This window comes from Ignavibacteriota bacterium (assembly GCA_016707525.1).
In the GTDB taxonomy this organism is placed as follows: Bacteria; Bacteroidota; Ignavibacteria; order UBA10030; family UBA6906; genus JAGDMK01.
On the sequence record JADJHP010000001.1, the window covers coordinates 67,871 to 87,940 of the forward strand.

The 20,070-nt window shown below is 55.2% G+C and carries 12 protein-coding genes; 11 read left to right on the forward strand and 1 reads right to left on the reverse strand.

Going from position 1 to position 20,070, the window contains the following annotated elements; all coding sequences use genetic code 11:
• Positions 1-232 precede the first annotated feature (232 nt).
• From IPI01_00280 to IPI01_00310, 7 genes are all read left to right on the forward strand, one after another.
• Positions 233-3,232, forward strand: coding sequence for a hypothetical protein (locus tag IPI01_00280; protein ID MBK7256269.1), 3,000 nt, complete (start codon positions 233-235; stop codon positions 3,230-3,232).
• Positions 3,168-6,560 carry a hypothetical protein gene (locus IPI01_00285; protein ID MBK7256270.1) on the forward strand — a complete coding sequence of 1,131 codons (3,393 nt, stop codon included), beginning with the start codon at positions 3,168-3,170 and terminating at the stop codon, positions 6,558-6,560. Before IPI01_00280 ends, IPI01_00285 begins: the two co-directional genes overlap by 65 nt.
• Positions 6,561-7,412: 852 nt before the next feature.
• On the forward strand, positions 7,413-9,239 hold the full coding sequence (locus tag IPI01_00290; GenBank protein ID MBK7256271.1) for a secretin and TonB N-terminal domain-containing protein: 1,827 nt from the start codon (positions 7,413-7,415) through the stop codon (positions 9,237-9,239).
• A 193-nt stretch (positions 9,240-9,432) separates the two neighbouring features.
• The gene (locus tag IPI01_00295) at positions 9,433-10,491 is read left to right on the forward strand and encodes a hypothetical protein (protein ID MBK7256272.1); all 1,059 of its coding nucleotides are present in this window, start codon (positions 9,433-9,435) and stop codon (positions 10,489-10,491) included.
• Positions 10,488-11,006 (forward strand): hypothetical protein, encoded by a 519-nt coding sequence (locus IPI01_00300; GenBank protein MBK7256273.1) that lies wholly within the window; start codon positions 10,488-10,490, stop codon positions 11,004-11,006. The genes IPI01_00295 and IPI01_00300 overlap by 4 nt, the downstream gene beginning before the upstream one ends.
• 272 nt (positions 11,007-11,278) lie before the next feature.
• Positions 11,279-11,473: a hypothetical protein gene (locus tag IPI01_00305; protein MBK7256274.1), complete on the forward strand. Its 195-nt coding sequence runs from the start codon at positions 11,279-11,281 to the stop codon at positions 11,471-11,473.
• Positions 11,458-12,804, forward strand: coding sequence for a hypothetical protein (locus IPI01_00310; protein MBK7256275.1), 1,347 nt, complete (start codon positions 11,458-11,460; stop codon positions 12,802-12,804). The genes IPI01_00305 and IPI01_00310 overlap by 16 nt, the downstream gene beginning before the upstream one ends.
• Before the next feature lie 35 nt (positions 12,805-12,839).
• Here IPI01_00310 and IPI01_00315 read toward each other — a convergent pair whose 3' ends face one another.
• Positions 12,840-13,310: a hypothetical protein gene (locus tag IPI01_00315; GenBank protein MBK7256276.1), complete on the reverse strand. Its 471-nt coding sequence runs from the start codon at positions 13,308-13,310 to the stop codon at positions 12,840-12,842.
• Between the two features lie 485 nt (positions 13,311-13,795).
• Here IPI01_00315 and IPI01_00320 point away from each other — a divergent pair, with 485 nt between their 5' ends.
• The 4 genes from IPI01_00320 (at position 13,796) to IPI01_00335 (ending at position 19,989) form a co-directional block, all read left to right on the forward strand.
• Positions 13,796-14,788: a type II secretion system F family protein gene (locus IPI01_00320; protein MBK7256277.1), complete on the forward strand. Its 993-nt coding sequence runs from the start codon at positions 13,796-13,798 to the stop codon at positions 14,786-14,788.
• A 469-nt stretch (positions 14,789-15,257) separates the two neighbouring features.
• Positions 15,258-16,259 carry a PD40 domain-containing protein gene (locus IPI01_00325; protein MBK7256278.1) on the forward strand — a complete coding sequence of 334 codons (1,002 nt, stop codon included), beginning with the start codon at positions 15,258-15,260 and terminating at the stop codon, positions 16,257-16,259.
• Between the two features lie 38 nt (positions 16,260-16,297).
• A complete protein-coding gene (locus IPI01_00330; protein ID MBK7256279.1) occupies positions 16,298-19,525 on the forward strand; it encodes a M36 family metallopeptidase in 3,228 nt (1,075 codons plus the stop codon).
• Between the two features lie 290 nt (positions 19,526-19,815).
• Entirely contained in the window at positions 19,816-19,989 is a 174-nt protein-coding gene (locus IPI01_00335; protein ID MBK7256280.1) for a hypothetical protein, read from the forward strand.
• The last annotated feature ends 81 nt before the right edge of the window (positions 19,990-20,070 follow it).

The window sequence follows — 20,070 nt, forward strand, 5'->3', positions numbered from 1 at the left end:
TGGCGCCGTGGTCGACAGGCATGCGAAGTTCGTGCTTGGACCGGATTTCTTTGTGATAACGTGGCGCGAAGATACGTATTGGAAGGTTGGTGTCATACGTAACCGCGATGGGCAGTGGCAGCAAGGGAGTCTCGTTGCGCAATATTCAGCTAGACCCCGCACAAGCTATCCGGATGACACGTGCATCCCAGTGGTAAGTGGATCGACAGTATTCATCGAGATTCATGAGCGTTTGAACGCCCTCGAACTCCACACGCTTGTCTTTCGGAATGAGGTCTGGGATGATCAACAATTGACCAGACTTCAACTGAATACGAACAGTCCACCCACCGGCATCAAACCATTCCTGCAACCCGGTGCGAACTTCACGGTGTGCATCGTTGATCCCAATCTGAGGCAGAACGGGGATGCCCAACTCCTGGTCTGGAAGAGATCCTACGGCGACTTCTTCAGGGAAGTCTATTCTGAAAACGTTTTGGGCGGTTACTCATATCGCGTGAGTACCAAGATGTATTCGGATGGATTCTCGAACGGAATTACTAGCACTTTTGAATTCGCCAATGGGTCATACGATGAGGACATCAACTCCGTACGGTTCAACAAGCGGACGGAACATCTGCCAGGAGGTAACGGACGGACTGAAAGCTTCACATACAATGATCAGGGGCCTGGGTTAGTGGATGAATTCCGTCCCAATCCACACTATAGATATCTTGACGGGCAGACGTATCTGACGCGGGCGATTGACAACAATGGCAATACCGTAAACGAAACGGCTACGGACTACAAAGTGTGGTTTCCGGGATCGACGACAGCAAACGCGAGCGTGAACCCAATTGCGGACTTTGATAAGGGAGGTTGGTACAATCCGTATTTCGCAGAACTCTGGGCAGCGATCGATGAAGGGGCCACTCTGAATGAAGCGGACTATATTGAATCGTTGAATCCGGTGGACATGGCAATTGTTCAATTGGCGGCACCAGATGGGGCCCTCGTACCAGGCACCGACATTCAGATTCGTGTCGATGCCCGCCCGGCGCAGCCAAATGAAGCTTCCGCGTTTGCAATTCTTCTCTTTGAAGATACTGGTGCCGGTCTCCAGTATGTGACTGACGTAACGGCAAATGCGCCGGCAAACAGCGGCTTTGGCCCCTACTACGTTACGCACCCAGCTGCGACCATATCAGACCCCTCTCACTTATATGTCGGGATTGAACTCCTCACTGGAACACTGCAAGTTGCGAGAATCAAGTGCGACCTCGTAATTCAAGTAGCACTAGACACTGCGGGGAGTTATTCCCGCTCGGTGTGGTCACGGACTATTCGTGACGAAGTGCCGAGCGCCTCATCGACCACATACAATGAAACCAACGGCCTCGTCTCGATGGTGGTGGACACCAATAGTGCCGGAATCCAGCGTGTCGTCGAGACCCGATATGCGTATGAGCGCGCCTCATATTCCTTCATGGGCACCGGCAAACACATGTACTCTCAGGTGTATTCAACCACCGTTTGGGCCGGGGCAAGTGATGTAGAGGCAAAGAAGTGGACCCTCTGGGGGGACGGAGATGGCGTTTGGAGGCCTCGCGAAGAGTGGGCCTGGCGTGGTGATGGGTCGGCGAACGATCAATCAGCACCTGATGATCCTGAAGAAAGTGCGGAGGCGTTGAGAGTCTCAACGATCGCGAGCTATGATGCGCATGGCAATCCGAGACAGATCACTGATGCAAATGGAATCCATACCGCCACGGTCTATGGTTATGACAGTACTCTCCCGATCGGCAGATTCCGGAACGCCGCCGCGAGTTCTTCGTTCGCCGCTGTGTTTGACGACAGCGTAACAACCGGCTGGAGTTCTTCTTATGGAAATTGGGTGATTCAAAACGGGACGTATCGGCAGACCGATAGCACTCAGACGGGATCGTGGGCAACTCCCACCAGAAACACGGCTGTCCAAATTGACGACGGGGTCGTGGAGGCTGATATTCGTTTCGATAATTCTGGGAGCTATCGATATGCCATGATTGCCAAAGTCGTGGATCAGACATCGTACCTCCGCTTTGAGTGCCGCAAGACCGAAAACGTGGTTCGGATCCACGCAATGGCTCCGGGCAGCAATGTGTATCAGAACCAGTCGTTCACCTTTGATGAGAACCGGTGGTATCACCTGCGCGGAGAGATCGAGGGAACGGTTGCGCGGTTCTACATCGATGGGAGGAAAGTGGTAGAGCTCAACGCCGCACAGGTGGACCGTCCAGCCGGGTATCTCGGACTGGGCACCTTTGGTACTGTGGCTAGTTTTGACAATATCCGGTTCTCTCCTATCGGTTCGCTGGCGAGCCTTCAGGTGTATGACCGTTCATCACGCCTCCAAACGGGTGCTTCGGATGAGAGTGGTGTCTTGCAGAGTATGGTCTACGATCCAGCCAACCGGAGATCCAAACTATATCTGCGGGCTGAAGGGAGGAATCTGCTCACTAATGAAGTACGCTACACGTATAGCCGTTCGATCGGCGATGCCTATGAGAGCGGGAGGCCAAATGCTGTTGAGAATCTCGCCCCTCCGGATTCTGTATCTGTCTCGGATTTTGCCAACAGATACGGCTGGTCGCGGGGAAGCTATCAGTCCATTCATGATAGCTCTATCGATATCGTCTTCAACATCCCGTATGCTGGCGAGACGACGGCTCAGCTTGGGACGAATGGCGGTTGGAACTACATCTTGCGCTGGCTGACGTCCGCCCACACTATTGCGCGTGTCGATTTCTACCCGACCAGCGCAACGGGTGGGCTGCCCCATGTTCTTGCCTATGAAAGTGATGGTTACAGGTTCTGCGTGCAGTACAATCCTTCAACGGACCGATTCCAGATGCAGACCTACTTTGGTTCAAGCTGGAACTCCCCGATGACGTTTGATCTCCCGGCACCACCTGATCATTGGTACACGATCGAGCTGGAGAAGACGGAGGGAGGGGACGCGTATGCATTTGTCTATCCCAAGGGATCAGGAAGGATAAACAAGACCGGTTACGTCTACCGAACCTCCGGCTATCCAGCCCCTTGGCTGACCTTCGCGATCTCATACACGAATACGGACTACTATTACCTTGCCAATTTCTACGCTGGATTGGCTGATAGATCGGTTGCCTTCTTCGACGGGTTGGGGCGTGAGCTTCCAGGCCCAGCGTCAGCTCAAGCTCAATTCTGTTGTGGAGTCAGGGACACTGTATGATGATGCTGGACGACCCTATAGGGTGTACAAACCATTCGAAAAAGACTACTCCGGGACCTCCCGTCATCGGTTCGATGGAAGTTATGCAAGTAACTCAGATGCGTACTACAATGCCATGGACAACGGGGATTCACATACCAGCGGGTACCCGTACTCCGAAAGCAAGTACAATCCTGATCCCACGTCCCGAGTGTGGAAGCGTTCCTCCCCAGGCTCCGACTGGAGGATGGACGGCGGGCATGAGAGGCAAACGACGTTTGGCTCGAATGCTAGTACCGATCTGACTGGGTACGCTCAGAATACGCTTTACAGGACATCCGGGGTTGATGAGGACGCAACAGTTACCTGGAGCTTCACCGACAAGTTCGGCAACGCGGTCGGGTCCATAGTTGATCCGTCCGGGCTAAATCTCCGTACCACGATGCAGTTTGACGTGCTCGGCAACAGGATCGCTTCAGTGACCCCGCGTGGAGACGTAACAACGTACGCCTACGATCCGCTGAAGCGTCTCCGGTCCAAAACCTCTCCGGATGCCGGTACGACGCAGTACCTCTATGATCCAAACGGCAATCTCCGCTTGGTCAAAGACGCGGCGCATACTGGGACGGGAGCGAACAGCGTCTATCTCAATTCCAACAGCGTTTCCGTACCCACTCTCATGTCGAATCAATTCACCTTGACGATGCCCGGCAAGGTCACGCTTGATGCAAGGGTGATCGATATTGATGATGTTGAGAAGCTCACCCTGAGGATAAAGGCGAACGGAGCGACTATCAAGACCGTCGAGACAAACCACTGGAGCGGGGCGTCAGGGAACATCATTCTCCCCAAGGGGACCTACACGTATGAAGTGCAGGCCTCGGGGCCGGCGTACGGGTCCTTCGGCTACACGATCGCATGTCAGACCGGATATGAGTTTGTGTACTACAAATATGACGCCTTCGGGCGCCTTACGGAATCGGGCGAATACGAATCTAGCTCAGCCTCGGCGAATTTCACCCAGGCCAATGCCAACAACGGAGCTTTTCCATCATCAAACTGCCTGGTTTCCTCGTTGATGCGATATGACGTCGAGAGTGTCGATTCTAACGCCGCGGCACAGAGGAACTTCAAAGGACGCCTATCCATGGCGCGGTCCTACCGGCTGGGCGTGCTGGAACTCACAACCTCATATTCCTACAATCCATTTGGGCTTGTTGAATGGACCGTGCAGACTAATTCTGCCGGCAGGGTCTGGACTCAGAAATTTGACTACGATGTGCAGGGAAGGGTTACAAAGAAATCCTTCCTTGACGGCGTTTCGGCAAGCTACAATCTGTACACTTTCTATGAATATGATCAGATGGGGAGGCTCGTTAAGGTCTCAACTGGGCCGAATGCGGACGGGACATCGAAAACACAGGAGGCAGCATACACATACTACGCTGGGGGTACGGTCAAGCGCGCCCAGCTTGCATCAGTTCAAGGCGTTGACTATCGTTACAATACAAGGGACTGGCTCACCCAGATCAATGAGCTGGACCTTGACACGGCGCAGGACCCCGGCCGCGATGGGCCGGGGGGAAGCGGTGTGAGCAACAAGGACAAGTTCGGCATGCTCCTTGGGTATCAGAACCAGGATCGAATTGGGTCTGCTCAGAATGCGACTCAGCACTGGAACGGAAACGTAAGTTGGCAGGTATACAATATGGCCGAAGATTCGATCGAACCAGGCAGCCCATACAGGCGGACATCGCGGGTTGGCAACACGTACAGCTACGACAAAGCAGGCCGGATCCTCGGTTCGAACTTTGGGTTCTTTTCGCAGAACACTGGGAACGGTGTCTGGGGGTGGTATGGCACCACCTTCTACGATGAGAACGGTTATCAATACGACGGGAATGGAAACATCACGGGGGTGCAGCGCTATGGAAACACAGGTGCCCTAATGGACAACCTGACCTACGCCTACGCTACCGGAACGAATCGACTTCGCCATATTTTGGAAACGGTGACAGCGGGGACGTTCGCGAGCGACATAGACAGTCAGGTGACCGATAACTATGCCTACGACGCGAACGGCAGTCTGCAGAAAGACCTCCAGCGCGACGTCGCGTTTGTTGTGAATGACATCCGAAATCTGCCCGTATCTGTTTGGAAGGCTTCGACAGCTCAAGAGATGAAGTACTACTACGATGCCGGAGGCAAGAGGATTCGGAAAGACATAGGATCGACAGACTACTATGTGAATGGCCCGGGAGGCCAGACGGAAGCCGTGGTGAAGAGCGATGCAAGTGGAGCCACCCACAGTATTCTCGGGCGAGACAATCTTGGGCAGGTGAAGCGGTCTGGGACAACGTTCGCGCGGTACTACTTCCTGAAAGACCATCTTGGGACGGTCAAGTTGACCGTTGATGCATCGTGCACCACAGTCGGTTTCGATGATTACTACCCATTTGGCCAGCAAATGGAGGGGCGATGCTTCCAGTCAACTGCGGATGCGCGGTACAAATACACATCGAAGGAACGGGATTCCGAAAGTGGATACGACTACTTTGGGACGAGGTACTATGACGCGAGGATTGGAAGGTGGCTCTGCGTTGACCCTCTGGCCGATAAGTATCCAAGTTTTGGATCCTTCAACTATGTGGGGGGCAATCCCATCTCGCAGTCTGACCCGGATGGGGCTGATTGGTACAAAGATGAATCTGGAAATATGCAATTCTCTCCGCTGGTTACTTCGACGGACCGCTCGAAGTTGAAGAAAGGTCAGACTTATGTAGGACCAACACATCCGGACAAGGGGTTAGGGAAGATCTTCTATCGCAAGGACGGGAGTATATATTACGAAAATGAACGAGATGCATACAAGCGGGCTTTCTCTATCCTTGGAAAAGAGGAATTCATGGTGCTTCTGAGGGTGGCCAAAGAAATACGGAAGAATTCCAACAAGGTAACACCGGTCCTGATGACGCCAGACTATAAGAACACAGCTGGACGCTCCGATCCAGATGGCCTGTATGCGGGGTATGGATGGAGTGATGGGGCGCTAGTAGATGGCGAAGGGAGGATGTGGCCCGCTGCTGGGACAGGGCATACCCATCCTGGCAACAACCCCCCGAGCTACTTGGGAGAGAGTGGTCATGTTAACGATGCAGACGTCGCCTATGTTGCAACTAACATCCCATCGACGATTAATTACGTTTTTGGTCTGAGCGGATTGCGGAATGTTTACATGTTTAGCGGGGCGATCAACTCCGAGGGCGGCTTGGTCTATTGTCCGGCTATACCAGAACTCACCGCCCCTACAAGGAATTACACAAAGCATGGTTCAAAGTGGAGAATATAGTCCATCGAAATATGCAAATACACACAACTGGCCGACGAAATGAGAACCAAACGAGGTGTGTTGATACTAACGTTGGGCCTATCCTTAATCGGCTGCGCCCGTCAGGCTCCGACGTCGTCTGCTCCCTGTACGGATAGCTTGGCAATCGAACACCAACGCCTTGAGATAGACAGCCAATTACGTGATGTGATCCGGGAGATGTTTGTTGGAGACCGGACCGGCAGGTGTATCGTGGAATTGTATTTCTTGCCGCGCACCAGCAATTCATCCATACTGGTGTTGGGTAGAACCCCCTGGTACGAGGATTACGCCGAGAAGAATAGACCGTTGGTGAGTTTTTGTCTGGAGAACCATCCAATCTTCGTGTATTCCGGCGTAGACAAGTACCTTCGAGAACGAAGACGTCCAGGATATCAATCCACAGAAAAGACCGATACGTGCTCTGTCTTTGCTATTGCTTACCTTGATTCGGCGGGAGTGATCTCAAGAGTCCCCGTACTCCCGCCGATCATGCTCTTTCCGGAACGTCTCCCCGCAGCAATGTATATGTCGCCACCAGGAGTGGTTCCTGATTCGGAGTGATTCCAACGCGTTCAGATGCTCTTGTTGCTGGCAGAGCAAGGGACACGTCGAAAACCAGCCTGGACGATTGAGGGGGCAACTCAAAGCTTGTACTCGGCAATAGCAAGATCAGGCAAATTGAACAACGACATGATCCGTGTTACTACTCTCATCGTATCCCTCTTCAGCTTGGTCGAACCGATCAACGCGAGGCAATCCCTTACTCCTTCGGAGATCCATGGTGATTCACTTTCCGCAGTTCTGGGCAAGAGATATGTCGCGTCTGAGGCCATGCCGTTAGGTTCGATGGATACGACCAGCTTCAGCTTCAAAGACACTGACCTCCGCGACATCTTCCGAGCGATCTCGCTCCAGCACGGTGTGAATGTCTTCCTGGACAACGCCATCAACAAGAAGGTCACGGTTTCCCTGAATCGCGTCAGGGTCTTTGATGCTATCACGTTCCTCGCTGCGCAGAACAAGTTGGATGTTCTGCTTGAAGGCAGCATCTTCCGCATCACTCAGCCGCCCACACCGGCCCCTCCACCGGAGCCCCCGCCGCGCATTCCCGGAATTCTCTTCGAGAACGGCCTCTTCTCTGTCGATCTCAAAAACGACGATCTGGAGAAAGTCGTCCTTATTATTCAGGAGAAATGTGGCAAGAACATACTCGTGATCAGTGGCACCTCAGGAACGGTAAGCGGTAAACTGATCGACATCGAGTTCGACCTCGGCTTCACACAGATCATGAACAACAACGGATTCGCTGTTCAGAAAAAGAACAATATCTATATCGTGAGCCGGCAGGAGTACTTCGTGGGCGCCCAGGGGACGAGCACACCTCAGAAGTCCGGTCCCTATTGGGTGAGCGTGAAAGATTCGCTCGTTAGCATTGACGTGACGAACGCACCCCTGGAACGTCTCCTTCACGATATGACGCGCCAACTGAGTGCTGACATTGTCTTCTACAGCGCTATCAGCGGCACGGTCTCGGCGCGCGCAACCAGCGTCCCTCTCTCCCGAGCCCTGGATATCATCCTCCGCAATACGAACTACGCCTACAAAGAGGCCGAAGGGATCGTGTTCGTGGGTGAGAAGACGAACAAGAACCTTACCACGACACGGCTTCTCCGGCTCAAGTACCTGACCGCAGACCGCGCTGCGGAACTCCTCCCGCAGTCGATCACCTCGCTCGCCACTGTGAAGGCGATCAAGGAGCAGAACGGCCTCGTAGTAGTTGGCTCTGCAGATGCGGTGGAGCAGGTGAGGGAGTGCCTCGCGCAGCTCGACCAACCCGTTGCCCAAGTGCTGATCGAGGCGATCGTGATCGACTACGATGTCTCGCGCGGCTCTGAACTCGGCATCCAGGCCGGACTCCTGGGCTCGAACGATACGGTCTCCTACTCCCGCCAGGGGACGCTCGTGCCCGGGATAGATATGAGCATGAAGGGGGACTACATCAACCGGAAATTGAAACAGATCGGGACGATCAATCTGTTCGGGAAAGAGATCAATATCGGCCGGCTCGGACAACTCCCCGGCGACTTCTTCTTGAATGTGAAGGCGATGGAAAGAAACGGGCTAGCCAACGTGCGCTCCCATCCGGTCCTCGCTACGCTCAACGGATACAAGGCAAGCCTGAGCATCGGCACAACACAGTACTTTCTTCTCAAGACGACAACGCCGTACCGGGACCAGACGCAGACGGTCTTTCAGGAAACGCAGTCATTCCAGACGATCGAGGCGGATGTGAAACTGGACATCACGCCGTACGTCGGCTCGGATGGGCTGATTACGCTGGAGATCAAGCCCGATTTCCGGACTCCCGTGGGACAATTCTCGTCGGAGGTACCACCCACGATAAACAAGCGGGCGATGAGTTCGACGATCATTGTGCGGGAAGGAGAGACGATCGTACTCGGCGGCCTGGTGCAGGAGACGGAGTCGGAACTCAGGACGAGCGTGCCGATCCTCGGATCGATTCCGCTCCTTGGCTCACTTTTCTCGTCCACGACCAAGGACAAACGGAAGTCGCAGCTCATGATATACGTAACCCCACGCATCTCGTACGGGGAGGCCTTCCATAGCGCTTACGCTTTGCCGGGAGGTGATGAGTAGTATCTTCTTTGGAATGTCTCGCGAGGGCCCTGCCAGAGGCAGGCAAGCTCGGAGGAGCAGACCTATTTGACCCTCATGCTTGCCGATTTGCGGGAGGCACAACCCAGAAAATGTGTTGACTATACGGGGGGAAGCGGTGTTTGAACGATCACCCATCCATCTAAACCTCCACCAGCTCGCAGGCCTCTCGCGCATGATCGGTCTCGACTTCACCGACCATGACCTATGTATTGCCGAGCTTGAGACCCCTGGACTGGTTTACTCCCCCGGAAAGCAGCACTGGGTTGAAAGGTGGAACGAGCGCTTCAAATGCACTCCTGAGAACCACCCCGATGAGACCGGCGCGCGTCTCACTGAGCTCTTTGGCGCGCGCAACTGCCGCGCCACACGGGCACGCCTTGCGCTCCGGCCTCAGGCAGCTCGGATCGTGCAGGCAGACCTCCCTGAAGGCGACGTTCGCGTGCGTGAGTGGATCGAGGACCACGCCGAGACTCTTCTCCAGCTTCCGGTCTCCGCACGAGACATCGTCTTCGATTATCGTCCGGTAGCGGACGCCGATGGCGCTCACAGGATCGAGATCGCATTCGTCCGCCGTGCGGAGATCGAGAGATCCCTTAGCGTGTGCCGTTCGGCCGGACTTCAGGCCGTCTCGATCGGTGCCGGGCGTATAGAGGGGGAGCCCGATCTCGGGGAGTTCCAGTTTCTTCCGGCTGATATTCGTGAGACTGGTGAGACCCAACTCTGGCGGTCGCTTCTCCAGCGCACAGCACTCGCCTGTGGGGGACTGCTCCTCACGCTCCTTCTCCTACAGTCTGTGGCCGCTTTCTATGTCGAGACGCGCAAGACAGCCATCGATGAGGCAAGTCAGGCGATGGAGGCCACAGCGCGTGAAGTTGCCATGAGGGCCTCAGCCGTGCAAACGCTCGAAGAACGCGTGGCCACTATGCGGGTCGGAACCCACAGGAGTCAGGTGGCCCATACGCTGCACGACCTCGCCGCTTCGGTCACTCCAGGCGTCAGATTCCAGGCTCTCGAAGTCCAGGCGCCTGAGCGCGGCAAAGAGAACTTTGCTGTGAGCGGTGAGGTCGTGACTCACGCGCGGCTCGCTGTGTATCTTGCCTCGCTCGATACGGCAAGGTTCTGTAGCGGCGTGCAACTCCTCCAGTCTGGAAGAGAGAAGGGGGCATGGCCCGAAGAGGAACCGGCAGCCCCGGGCGCCGTAGGTTTTATGGTCCAGGGAGGGGTCAGGTGATGCACAAGAGACACTACCAGATCCTCCTTGCGGCCACGCTCGGGTGTTTTCTCCTTCTGCTTGCCACAGAAGTGGCCGGACGCTACAGCGAAACGATCAGTCAGTACGAAGAAATGGGTGAGCGCGAGGCACTCGTCGCTTCACCGGAGTCGCTGGTTGTCCGCCGTGTGGCCCTCAAGGCGCGGGAAGACACTCTAAAACGGGAACTCGACCGGGCGGCGGGGGAGTACGGGCGCACGTTCGCGGGGTTCCTCTCACTTGCGAGCATAGCAGCACAGGAGACAAAAGTCACGCTGACTGGCGTGGCGCCCATTGTGAGCAGCGACGAGACCCCCTCCCGCGAACGACATTTCAGGATCCTGTGCAAGGGGGAGTATCACCGGATTGCACAGTTCGTGAACCGGCTGGAGAACAGTCCGTTGGACATCCAGCTCGGCCGGGTGGGGATGAAACGGGGCGGTGTCCGTGACCGCCTGCTTGACTCCACGATCGAAGGACATTTCGAAGAGGAGTGAGGGTATTGATAGCCCCAGTTCCACAGAAACCACTCGTGCGTGTACTGATGCTTCTGCTCCTGGGCATTTGGGGAGGAGTCATCTATCAGGTCATCGACGCTGTGACGCGCATGGACGCGCCACAAGGGGCTCAGGCACGTCCTCTTGTGTCCACTGCCCGAGTGCCGTACGAGTACAAAGCTGATGTACCTGATCCCTTTACCGGAATGAAACTCGCCCCTGATTCTTCCGGCTCACGGGGGCGAGTTCGGCCCAAAGCAGCACCTCCATGGATGCCTCCAGCGCTACAACTCACCGGCATCCTGACTCAAGCCCGGAAAGCCACGGCCGTCCTCCTTGGCCCCGACGGATCAACGCACTTCCTGATCCGCGGCGATACGCTCCTTGGCGCGCGCATTCTCCGTATTGACCGTCAGTCGGTGGCCTACGCCTACAACGGAAAGAAGGCGCAGTGGGTGCTGGAGTGACTCTCGACGAAGAGTCCGGCTTCGCCCTCCCGTCAGTGCTGATGCTGGTGCTCCTCCTCACGATGGTAGCGCTTTCGGTGCTCTTGATGGGCCACCTGCGCACGCTGCAGGCCGTAGCAGATGTCGCACGGGTGCGGGCTGAACTCGCCGCCCAGAGTGGTGTGGCACGGGCTGCAACGGACCGGGATGTGCGCGATCATGCCTCTCTCCTTGTGTTTGCCGACAGCAGCTCTGCTACGGTGCGGACCCTTCCATGGGGACTCTTCAAGCTCGCCATCGTCCGGGGACGTGCCTCACGCGCCACGGCAACACGCACAGCGCTTCTCGGAGCGGCTCCGCCTCCTGCCTACCGCTACGCGCTCACCTTTGGAAGCGCGTCCCGGCAACTCATCCTGACCGGCTCGTCAGAGATCGTCGGAGACCTCGCACTCGGACCAATGGGTGCCACCGTGGGGACCCTCCCCGGTGAACGCCAGCCCCCGCGGCTTCCTGTTTCAGGCACGATCCTGCGCGGAGGGGGAGTATCACTCCCTCAATTTGACGATACAATGCTGGCCGCAGCGTTTGAGTCCAGCGACAGGTTTCTCGCCGGAGGGACCATCCCGAGTGCCTCGGAGACTGGTGCGGGTTCATTTGGTGCAGGCGGATATTCGGACTCGACCGAGTGCATGGTCATGCAAGGCAATGTGCAGTTCTCCCGGACGATCTCGCGCAGGGAGATACCATTGACCATATATGTGCGCGGTGATCTCACGCTCACGTCTCCGGCCTCGATTGAAGGCCCTGTGGCCTTCTACGTCACCGGGCGGGTCAGGATCGAACGGGGTGCACATCTTGACAATACGGTTCTCATCTCGCTCGGGCAGGTCATTGTGGATAGCGCTGTGACGATGCGCGGACAGCTCATCGCACCCCGCATCACCATCGGACCCGACGCCCTGGTTAGGTATCCCTCGATAGTCTGTTCGCGTGAGGCGAGCAGTGCGGGATCCCGCTCGATCACACTCTCACGCGGGGTGCGCTGCGAAGGAATGGTGATCATGCTCCGTGGCAGGTATACTTCCCAGACGGGCGGAATCTCACCCCGGGATCTCGTCATTGTTGACAAGGATGCGTCCATCTTTGGCGCGCTTCACGCTGAAGGCACGGTTACACTGGACGGAACGGTTGCCGGCACGGTGTTCATCGAGGATCTCTTCTTCCATCATCCTCCTACGGCGTACTACGGGTGGATCCGCTCGGCCCGCATCAACCGGAGCGACCTTCCCGAAGGATTCGCCGTTCCGCAGGCACTTGGGACAGAACGGGGCGAGGTCCTGCTTTGGATGTAGCCCTCGCTCACCGGCTCAGGCGAAGCCCTTCAATATCACGTGTCTCGTGGTGGAGATCTCTTGCCAGTAGAGGAAAGAAGGCAGCAAGCCGGTTCATCGGTGATGAGTCCGGCAATACGCTCGCAGAAACACTCGTCGCGCTCACGCTCTTCTCCGGAGTGCTCATCCCGCTCTTGACCTCGATCGGGAGTCTGATCATGGACGACCGTGCGGACAAAATCCATGAGGCGTTGAATTTGGCGCAAATGGAGCTCGCTCTGCCGGAAGTGCAGGAAGCCCGGGAAGGGGATGCCGTCCGTACGGCGCGCGGGCTTAGGGTCGAACGCCGCGTGACGGTGCATGGCGCTCTGGCAGAGATTGATGTGCTCGTCATAGATACCCGGAAAGGAGGTCGGCCCGTTGTCCATCTGGCAAAGACGGTCGTGGCGCAAAACACAAGCCGCGCTCGCTGACCCCTCGGGGTTCACGATCAACGAGCTCATCGTGGCGATGGTGGTCGGATCCATCCTTATAGGATACGCCTTTGAACTCTACACCTTCGCAAGCCGCATCGTATCGCACTGGCGGGCGAGGACGGAACTTGAGGGCGCAGCGCAGGCCATTTTCCACCGGATGATGCTGGATCTACAACGGTCGAGTGACGTAACGATCGACGGGGATACCGTACTGGTGATGCAGGGAGACACACGTGTCACAGCACTCTACCGGATCTCCCGGGGCACCGTGGTACGCAATGATGCACCTATGAACGCGCCGGATGTCGTGCAGGTGAGCGTCCATGCCTCGCGGGTAGGAAACATGGTAGACCTCGGCGTGTGCGCCCGAGCTCGCGGCAACGAGATCCAGGCCGGAGGAAGGGCTGTGCTTCAGTCCAGTTCCACGGCAAAACTCATTCACCGGAATGTGGGGATAGATGTCTATGTCAATGGAGCATATCCGGTCGCGCATCTCCGGTGCGGACATCGCCACGTTTGCCACTCAGCTCTCCGTGATGCTGGAGTCACGCGTCTCGCTCCAGCGCTCTCTGGAAGTGCTGCTCGTACAGACCCGCAATCCCCGCCTCCGGGAGGTCATTGCCGATATCGGCCGCTCTGTCCGCCACGGCAACCCGCTTCACCAGGCGCTTGCACGTCATCCCCGCGTGTTCGACCCGCTCTTCATCGTGACCGTCGAGGTGGGCCAGGAGACGGGGCGTCTGGCCGACGTTCTTGCGCACCTTGCGGAGTATCTTGAGAAAATGGCGGCTCTCCGCCGAAAACTCACGCAGGCCATGACCTACCCGCTCCTTGTTGCTACAGTGGCACTCGGCTCGATCCTCTTCCTCCTGGTGTTCATCGTTCCTTCCTTTGGCGAGATGTTTTCGAGTTTTCAGAAGGAGCTGCCGCCCGTGACAGAATTTGTCGTGGATGTGAGCAAGCTCGTGACTTCCTATGGCTGGTACGCTGCGGGCATTGCTGCGGCCGTCGCCCTTGGCCTCATGTTCCTTGTGGATGGACAGGCACTGGCAAAGCGAGGAGCCGTACTGGCCCTCCGGCTCCCTGTGGCAGGCGACATCCTGGTGAAAACCCAAGTGGCGCGCTTCTGCCGGACTCTGGCAACGCTGCTCGGGGCGCAGGTGTCGCTCGTGAAGGCGCTGGAAGTGTCGGAGCGGGGGCTGTGGATCGAAGGGATGCGGGAGGAAGTGGGACGAATCCAGCGTTCGGTGAAGCATGGCCGGTCGATTTCTGCGCCACTTGAGTCATCCCCGTACTTTCCGCCGATGGTCAGTCAGATGATCGCGGTGGGAGAGGAGACAAGCGAACTGGACAGGATGCTATTCAAAGTGGCTACCTTTCACGAGAGGGAGTTGGACTCGAAGATCGAAGCGCTCTCTTCGCTGATCGAACCCGTGGTGGTCCTGCTCCTGGGCTTTGTGGTGGCGGGCATCCTAATCGCGATGTACCTTCCTATGTTCGAGCTGGTGGGGTCGTTTGGAGGTGGGTGAGAGAGGGGGCAACGTATACGGGAATACATTTTCCCATGTGACACTTGGTTGGCGTCCCCGCCGAGCGCCATCGGAAACACTAACAGCACAACAACTATCGGAAATACGTTACGATTCTCCTTGACAGCCCAGATTGAATTCCGTAGCTTTCGTCAAGTTCTGATGATGTGACGTAGCTGCGGTCTGCACGATGCGAGCTACCATGGGGAGCGGGGGACACATCAGGATTCCCATCATTGTCCCATCGCAACCGAACTCCGAGAAGCCGTGGCTGGGAGGAGGGGTGCCTGATTCCACTCGATTCTTCGAGCTGATCGGACCTAAGGTCATCCCTACAGTATTACCCAGTATTGAAATATGAGGAAACCCACCATCTGTTTCGTCCAGGCAGAAATTGGAATCGAAGAGATGACCTTCTTTGTTCCCTGCCCCAGGGAGGGCGGGTTCTCACTTTGGCGGAGCCTTCAGGATGACACAGTGGATTCTGCGACTCTCCTTGCTCTTGGTACTCATGGTCATCGCGCAATGCTGCGATGATTTTGGCTTGGAACCTGCGATTGGTTGGAGCGATTACCGAGAGGCCAGATTGCTCTATTCAAACGCTGAGGGTGTGCAAGTCCTTGACCTCAAGAGCGGAAAGCGAACAGTATTGGCTAAGAACGGAGAGAGAATCGAGTACTACCATATCGCATCAGCAAACCCTCGGAGCGACGCCGCAAATGCTCGCTGGAGCCCAGACGGGACGAAGATTATCTACGTGGAGGGAATCAGCGAGACAGATTACTCGCAAATCACTATCATGAATGTTGACGGCACAGACAAGCGAGTAGTTGTTGCAGACGGCGCCCCTTTGAAGCCAAATTGGAGTCCGAACGGATCTGAACTCGTCTACCAGAAATCTCCTGCGGGATTTGGCGCAAATCACCAGATTTACATTATTGGCGTAGATGGATCGAACGAAAGACGCGTAACTTTTCGAGACGGTCAAGATTCTCAACCGGCCTATTCAGGAGACGGCGACGCGATAGTCTACACATCCGATATTTCAGGCGCAACATTCACAAGACAGCTGTTCATGATCAGAATTGACGGCACGGACAGTGAGCAGTTGACTTATCCAACCGGCCGAACTCAGCTGGCGAGCGGTCCATCCTCGTCGCGTCGCTCTGACATGATCGTCTTTTCGGGCAAGGATCACGTTGAGCCAGACCTCGAAATATTTCTAATAGGTGAATCAGACCGAAGTATCATTCAATTGACGAATCGAGTTGCCTCAGGCGGTTCATGGATCAACAATGCCGCCGCCTCATGGTCAAACGATGGCAAGTTGGTGGTGTACACTCAACATGCATTCGGATTGGTCTCGGGTCTACGTCCACTGCCCTCGGTATGGGTAATGAAAGCCGATGGCTCTGCTCAAACGCTTATCATTGAGAATGCCCAAGATCCGGATCTCTTTCTGAAACCGTAATAGCTAATTTTGGCTCTTCAATCAAGGAGGCTAAGATAATGCGGACCACTCGACTCTTCTCCTTTTTGTGGATGGCGACTATCGTGACTCAGATGAATTATGCCCAAAAACTCCCGCAAGAATCTATTCACGATTGGTCCACATTAGAGATACCCAAAACCGAAATAAGGGATGGAAATCGGGTAAACGTCCGCACGAATATCCCGGTAGCACTATATGGCATCAACTATGGTCCAATCGCTGCATCACCGGAGACTATTGCGCGTCAGTTCTTGGGCGACTACCACCAAATGTTCAGAATGAAAGGGGACCTCTCGGATCTTCAACATGATCTCACTCAAGAGGTTCCGGGCGGTTATCATGTTCGGTTTCACCAAAATTTCAATGGTATACCGGTTTACCTTTCCGACATTGTTGTGAGCATCAGTTCTAACACGGTGACGATGTTCATGGGCAACTATTTCTCAAGCATTGACTTGGCGTCGGTAAAACCAAGGATCTCTGAAGCGGCAGCGGTGCAAGGTGCAAAGACGGCGATAGGGGCAACGGGAAGCCCAACAGGTCCGCAGAAAATCAAGCTCATTGTTGTATCCGACACCGTTCAATATCATCTCGCGTATCAGATAATTCTGCCCTTGTCAGAACCCGACGGTGAGTGGGAGGTAATCACGGACGCCGAGACGGGGACGATTCTCGCTGTACGAAACCTTGAGTTCAAATACGACGGACACGGTTTTGTCCACAGACCCGACCCGCTTACGACGGCGCAGGCGTACTATGGGGCGCAAGGATATGTTGACAATAACGACAATAATTCCAATGAACTCGCGATACAGAGAATCTCCGTGACCCTTCCGAGCATTGGATACTCGGGAGGAGTCTACAAGTTGGAAGGCCCCTACGTCACCATCTCAGATTGGGATGCTCCGGCAATCGTGCCGGTCACCAGTACAAACGGGAGTTTCTTCTACGACCGGAGTCAAGATGGATTCGAAGACGTGATGGTCTATTTCTACATTGATCAAAACCAGAGGTACTTGCAGAGTCTGGGGTACACGAATATCCAGAACGGCTCCATTGTGGCCGATCCACACGGCCACAATGGACTAGATCGATCATCATACCAGCCCAGCCAGAATAGAATTCGCTACGGGATTGGCGGTGTGGATGATGCAGAGGATGCTGATGTGATCCTGCATGAGTATGGCCATGCCATTCAATCCGCACAGGTGCCGGATTGGGGCGTAACCGATGAGACGGATGCCATGGGTGAGGGCTTTGGGGACTATTGGGCAGGGAGCTATTCGGCCAGTCTCTCTGCTTTTGAACAAGACCGGCTCTACATGTGGGATGCTGGAATCCAAAGTAACTACAGTGGAGTATTCTGGTCGGGTCGGAGACTTGATAGTCCGCTAACGTACTTTGATTACGACGGTAGTCAGGCTATTTATGTGAACTGCGCAATTTGGTCAGGTACCTTATGGGATCTTCGGCAGACTCTTGGCAGAGATGTCACTGACAAACTCGTGATCAAGCACCATTACTACCTATCTTCAAGCGCGACCATGCCCGATGCTGCTCAAGCACTCCTACAAGCAGACAGGGATCTCTACCAAGGCTCACATCTCTTCCAAATAAATGAGACACTTTTCAATCGAGGATTCCGGCCGACGCTGTACGTTCCTTCTGTTTTCTCGACAATTGAGTCAGCTCTGTCGACTGCTGGAAGCGGTCAGACGGTAGCTGTATCTCCCGCAACTTACACCGTCAATGGCAATCTCACTGTTGCCAGCGGCCGCACTCTTCAATTATCTTCTACTACCCTTTCATTCTCGGGCTACTACAAATTGCGTGTAGAGGGTAGACTATATGCCGGCGGTAGCTGCACGTTCACACGCTCAGGAGGCCAGTGGATTGGCATTGAATTCTATGGTGCGCCATCGGGGAGCGAAATCTTCGGTTGCACTATCGAGAACGCACAAACCGGAGTCTCGGTGATCTCATCAGGCTCGACGAGCATCCGTTACTGCACGATTCAGAACAACTCGACTGGCATCTACTCTTCGGGCTCTCAACATGTGATTTCAAACAATTGCGTCACCGGCAATGCTACAGGCGTCAACTGTGCGAACTATTCGACAGTGGATTTCGAAATTAACAACTGGATCAAGTTCAATTCAACAGGGATCGCCATTGACCTTTACTCGACCCCTTGGCTCGGGACAACACAATTCCCAGTCTATTGCAGCATTTGGGGTAACGATTGGGATGTGTGGTCTACCAACCAAGCGACATTGAGCGCTCAAGTCAACTATTGGGGTAGCTATCCCGCGAATCCAATGATCTATGGGGATATAGACATTTCGAACGAGCTCTCGTCCGAGCCATCGATGAAAGTATCAGCATCTCTATCAGTGAAGCCTCCATCTGAGCTTCTCCCTTCGGATGAATCTGGTTCCACGGATACTCTAGGTATGAGTGAGCTTTCCGCCGCATTGTTCCTGGGAGGACCATATGGAAATCGAGACATCCAGAATACTTATCGGAGTCTGATCACGCGCTACCCTGATAAGCATAGTGGTGAGATTGCACTATCACGGCTTGAAGTATCCTGCGAAAAGCAAGGGGAATCACCAAAGGACATGCTGAGATCTCTTGTGGCAATTCACAGGGATGCCACGCTCGGCGACCTGGCCAGGCTTCGCCTCGCCCATCGACTGCTCCAGGACGGAGCAGCTGAAGAAGCGCTTGCTCTTGTTAAGCCAATCGCAGATGCAAGAGGCAGGTTTGAGCGTGAGGCACTCTACGATGTTGGCTCGATTCTTTGGTATAGACTCGGTCAGAAGTTCGAAGGGGAGAAGTGTTTCCGTCTGCTTGCTGATCGGCACCCTGACGATCCGCTAGCGCACTCGGGATTGGCAACTCTCGGCGAGTTGCCAAAGGGAAAGCAGGTGATGAAACCGATTGGGAAGGAATCCGTCCCGGTTTCCTTCTCGCTCGGAGAACCATATCCCAATCCGTTCAATCCGTCCACGCAGATCGATTTCGCGCTTCCGAAGAATGGGTTTGTATCGATGGTCGTCTATGATTGTCTGGGGAGCGAAGTGGAGCGGCTAGCTCATGGATACTATTCAGCTGGAAATCATGCGCTTCATTGGAACGCTTCCGCCTTGGCGAGCGGGGTTTACTACGCTCGATTGTCAGTCACGGATGACCTCGGGAATTATGTCTATGTTAAGACTTCCAAATTGATTCTTGCGAAATAGGGACATCGGCATTCGACTGAATGAGAACCCGGTCTAGTCCGCTGACCGGGTTCACATCATGTGTGGGATGGTATCTGGGTCTGCATCCCATCGTGGATCCAATTCCGATGTCACTTGTGGGGCTGGTGGGGACCTGGATCGAGGCGATGAGGGATGAAGTTGGTCGCATCCTCCGCTCGGTAAGGCACGGCCGGTCGATTGCCGCGCCCCCTCTTGGGTCTTCGCCGTTCTTCACTCCAACGGTGAGCCAGATCATTGGCAAGGACGAGTAGACGAGCGAGCTTGACAGGATGCTATTCAAAGTCGCCTCGTTCCACGAACGAGAGTTGGATGGCCGCTTCGAAGCGCTTTCCCACCTCATCGAGCCGGTCGTCTGTCTCCTTCTTGGCTTTGTTGTTGACGGGACTCTTATCGCCATGTACCTACGGATGTTCGCGCTCGTGGGGGCGTTTCGAGGTGGATAACATGCGCTCAGAGAGGGATTCGAGGAAAGGGTTTGGTCAAACGGAACTTGTCAATACTTGTGAGACAAATCTTTTTGTGAG

What these genes read in the sequence shown, in the direction of transcription:
- IPI01_00290 (MBK7256271.1), top strand. Translation starts at nt 7,413, where the DNA reads ATGCCGTTAGGTTCGATGGATACGACCAGCTTCAGCTTCAAAGACACT.
- IPI01_00295 (MBK7256272.1), top strand. Translation starts at nt 9,433, where the DNA reads ATGATCGGTCTCGACTTCACCGACCATGACCTATGTATTGCCGAGCTT.
- IPI01_00305 (MBK7256274.1), top strand. Translation starts at nt 11,279, where the DNA reads ATGCCTCCAGCGCTACAACTCACCGGCATCCTGACTCAAGCCCGGAAA.
- IPI01_00315 (MBK7256276.1), bottom strand. Translation starts at nt 13,310, where the DNA reads ATGGATCCGACCACCATCGCCACGATGAGCTCGTTGATCGTGAACCCC.
- IPI01_00320 (MBK7256277.1), top strand. Translation starts at nt 13,796, where the DNA reads ATGCTGGAGTCACGCGTCTCGCTCCAGCGCTCTCTGGAAGTGCTGCTC.
- IPI01_00325 (MBK7256278.1), top strand. Translation starts at nt 15,258, where the DNA reads ATGACACAGTGGATTCTGCGACTCTCCTTGCTCTTGGTACTCATGGTC.
- IPI01_00330 (MBK7256279.1), top strand. Translation starts at nt 16,298, where the DNA reads ATGCGGACCACTCGACTCTTCTCCTTTTTGTGGATGGCGACTATCGTG.
- IPI01_00335 (MBK7256280.1), top strand. Translation starts at nt 19,816, where the DNA reads ATGCTATTCAAAGTCGCCTCGTTCCACGAACGAGAGTTGGATGGCCGC.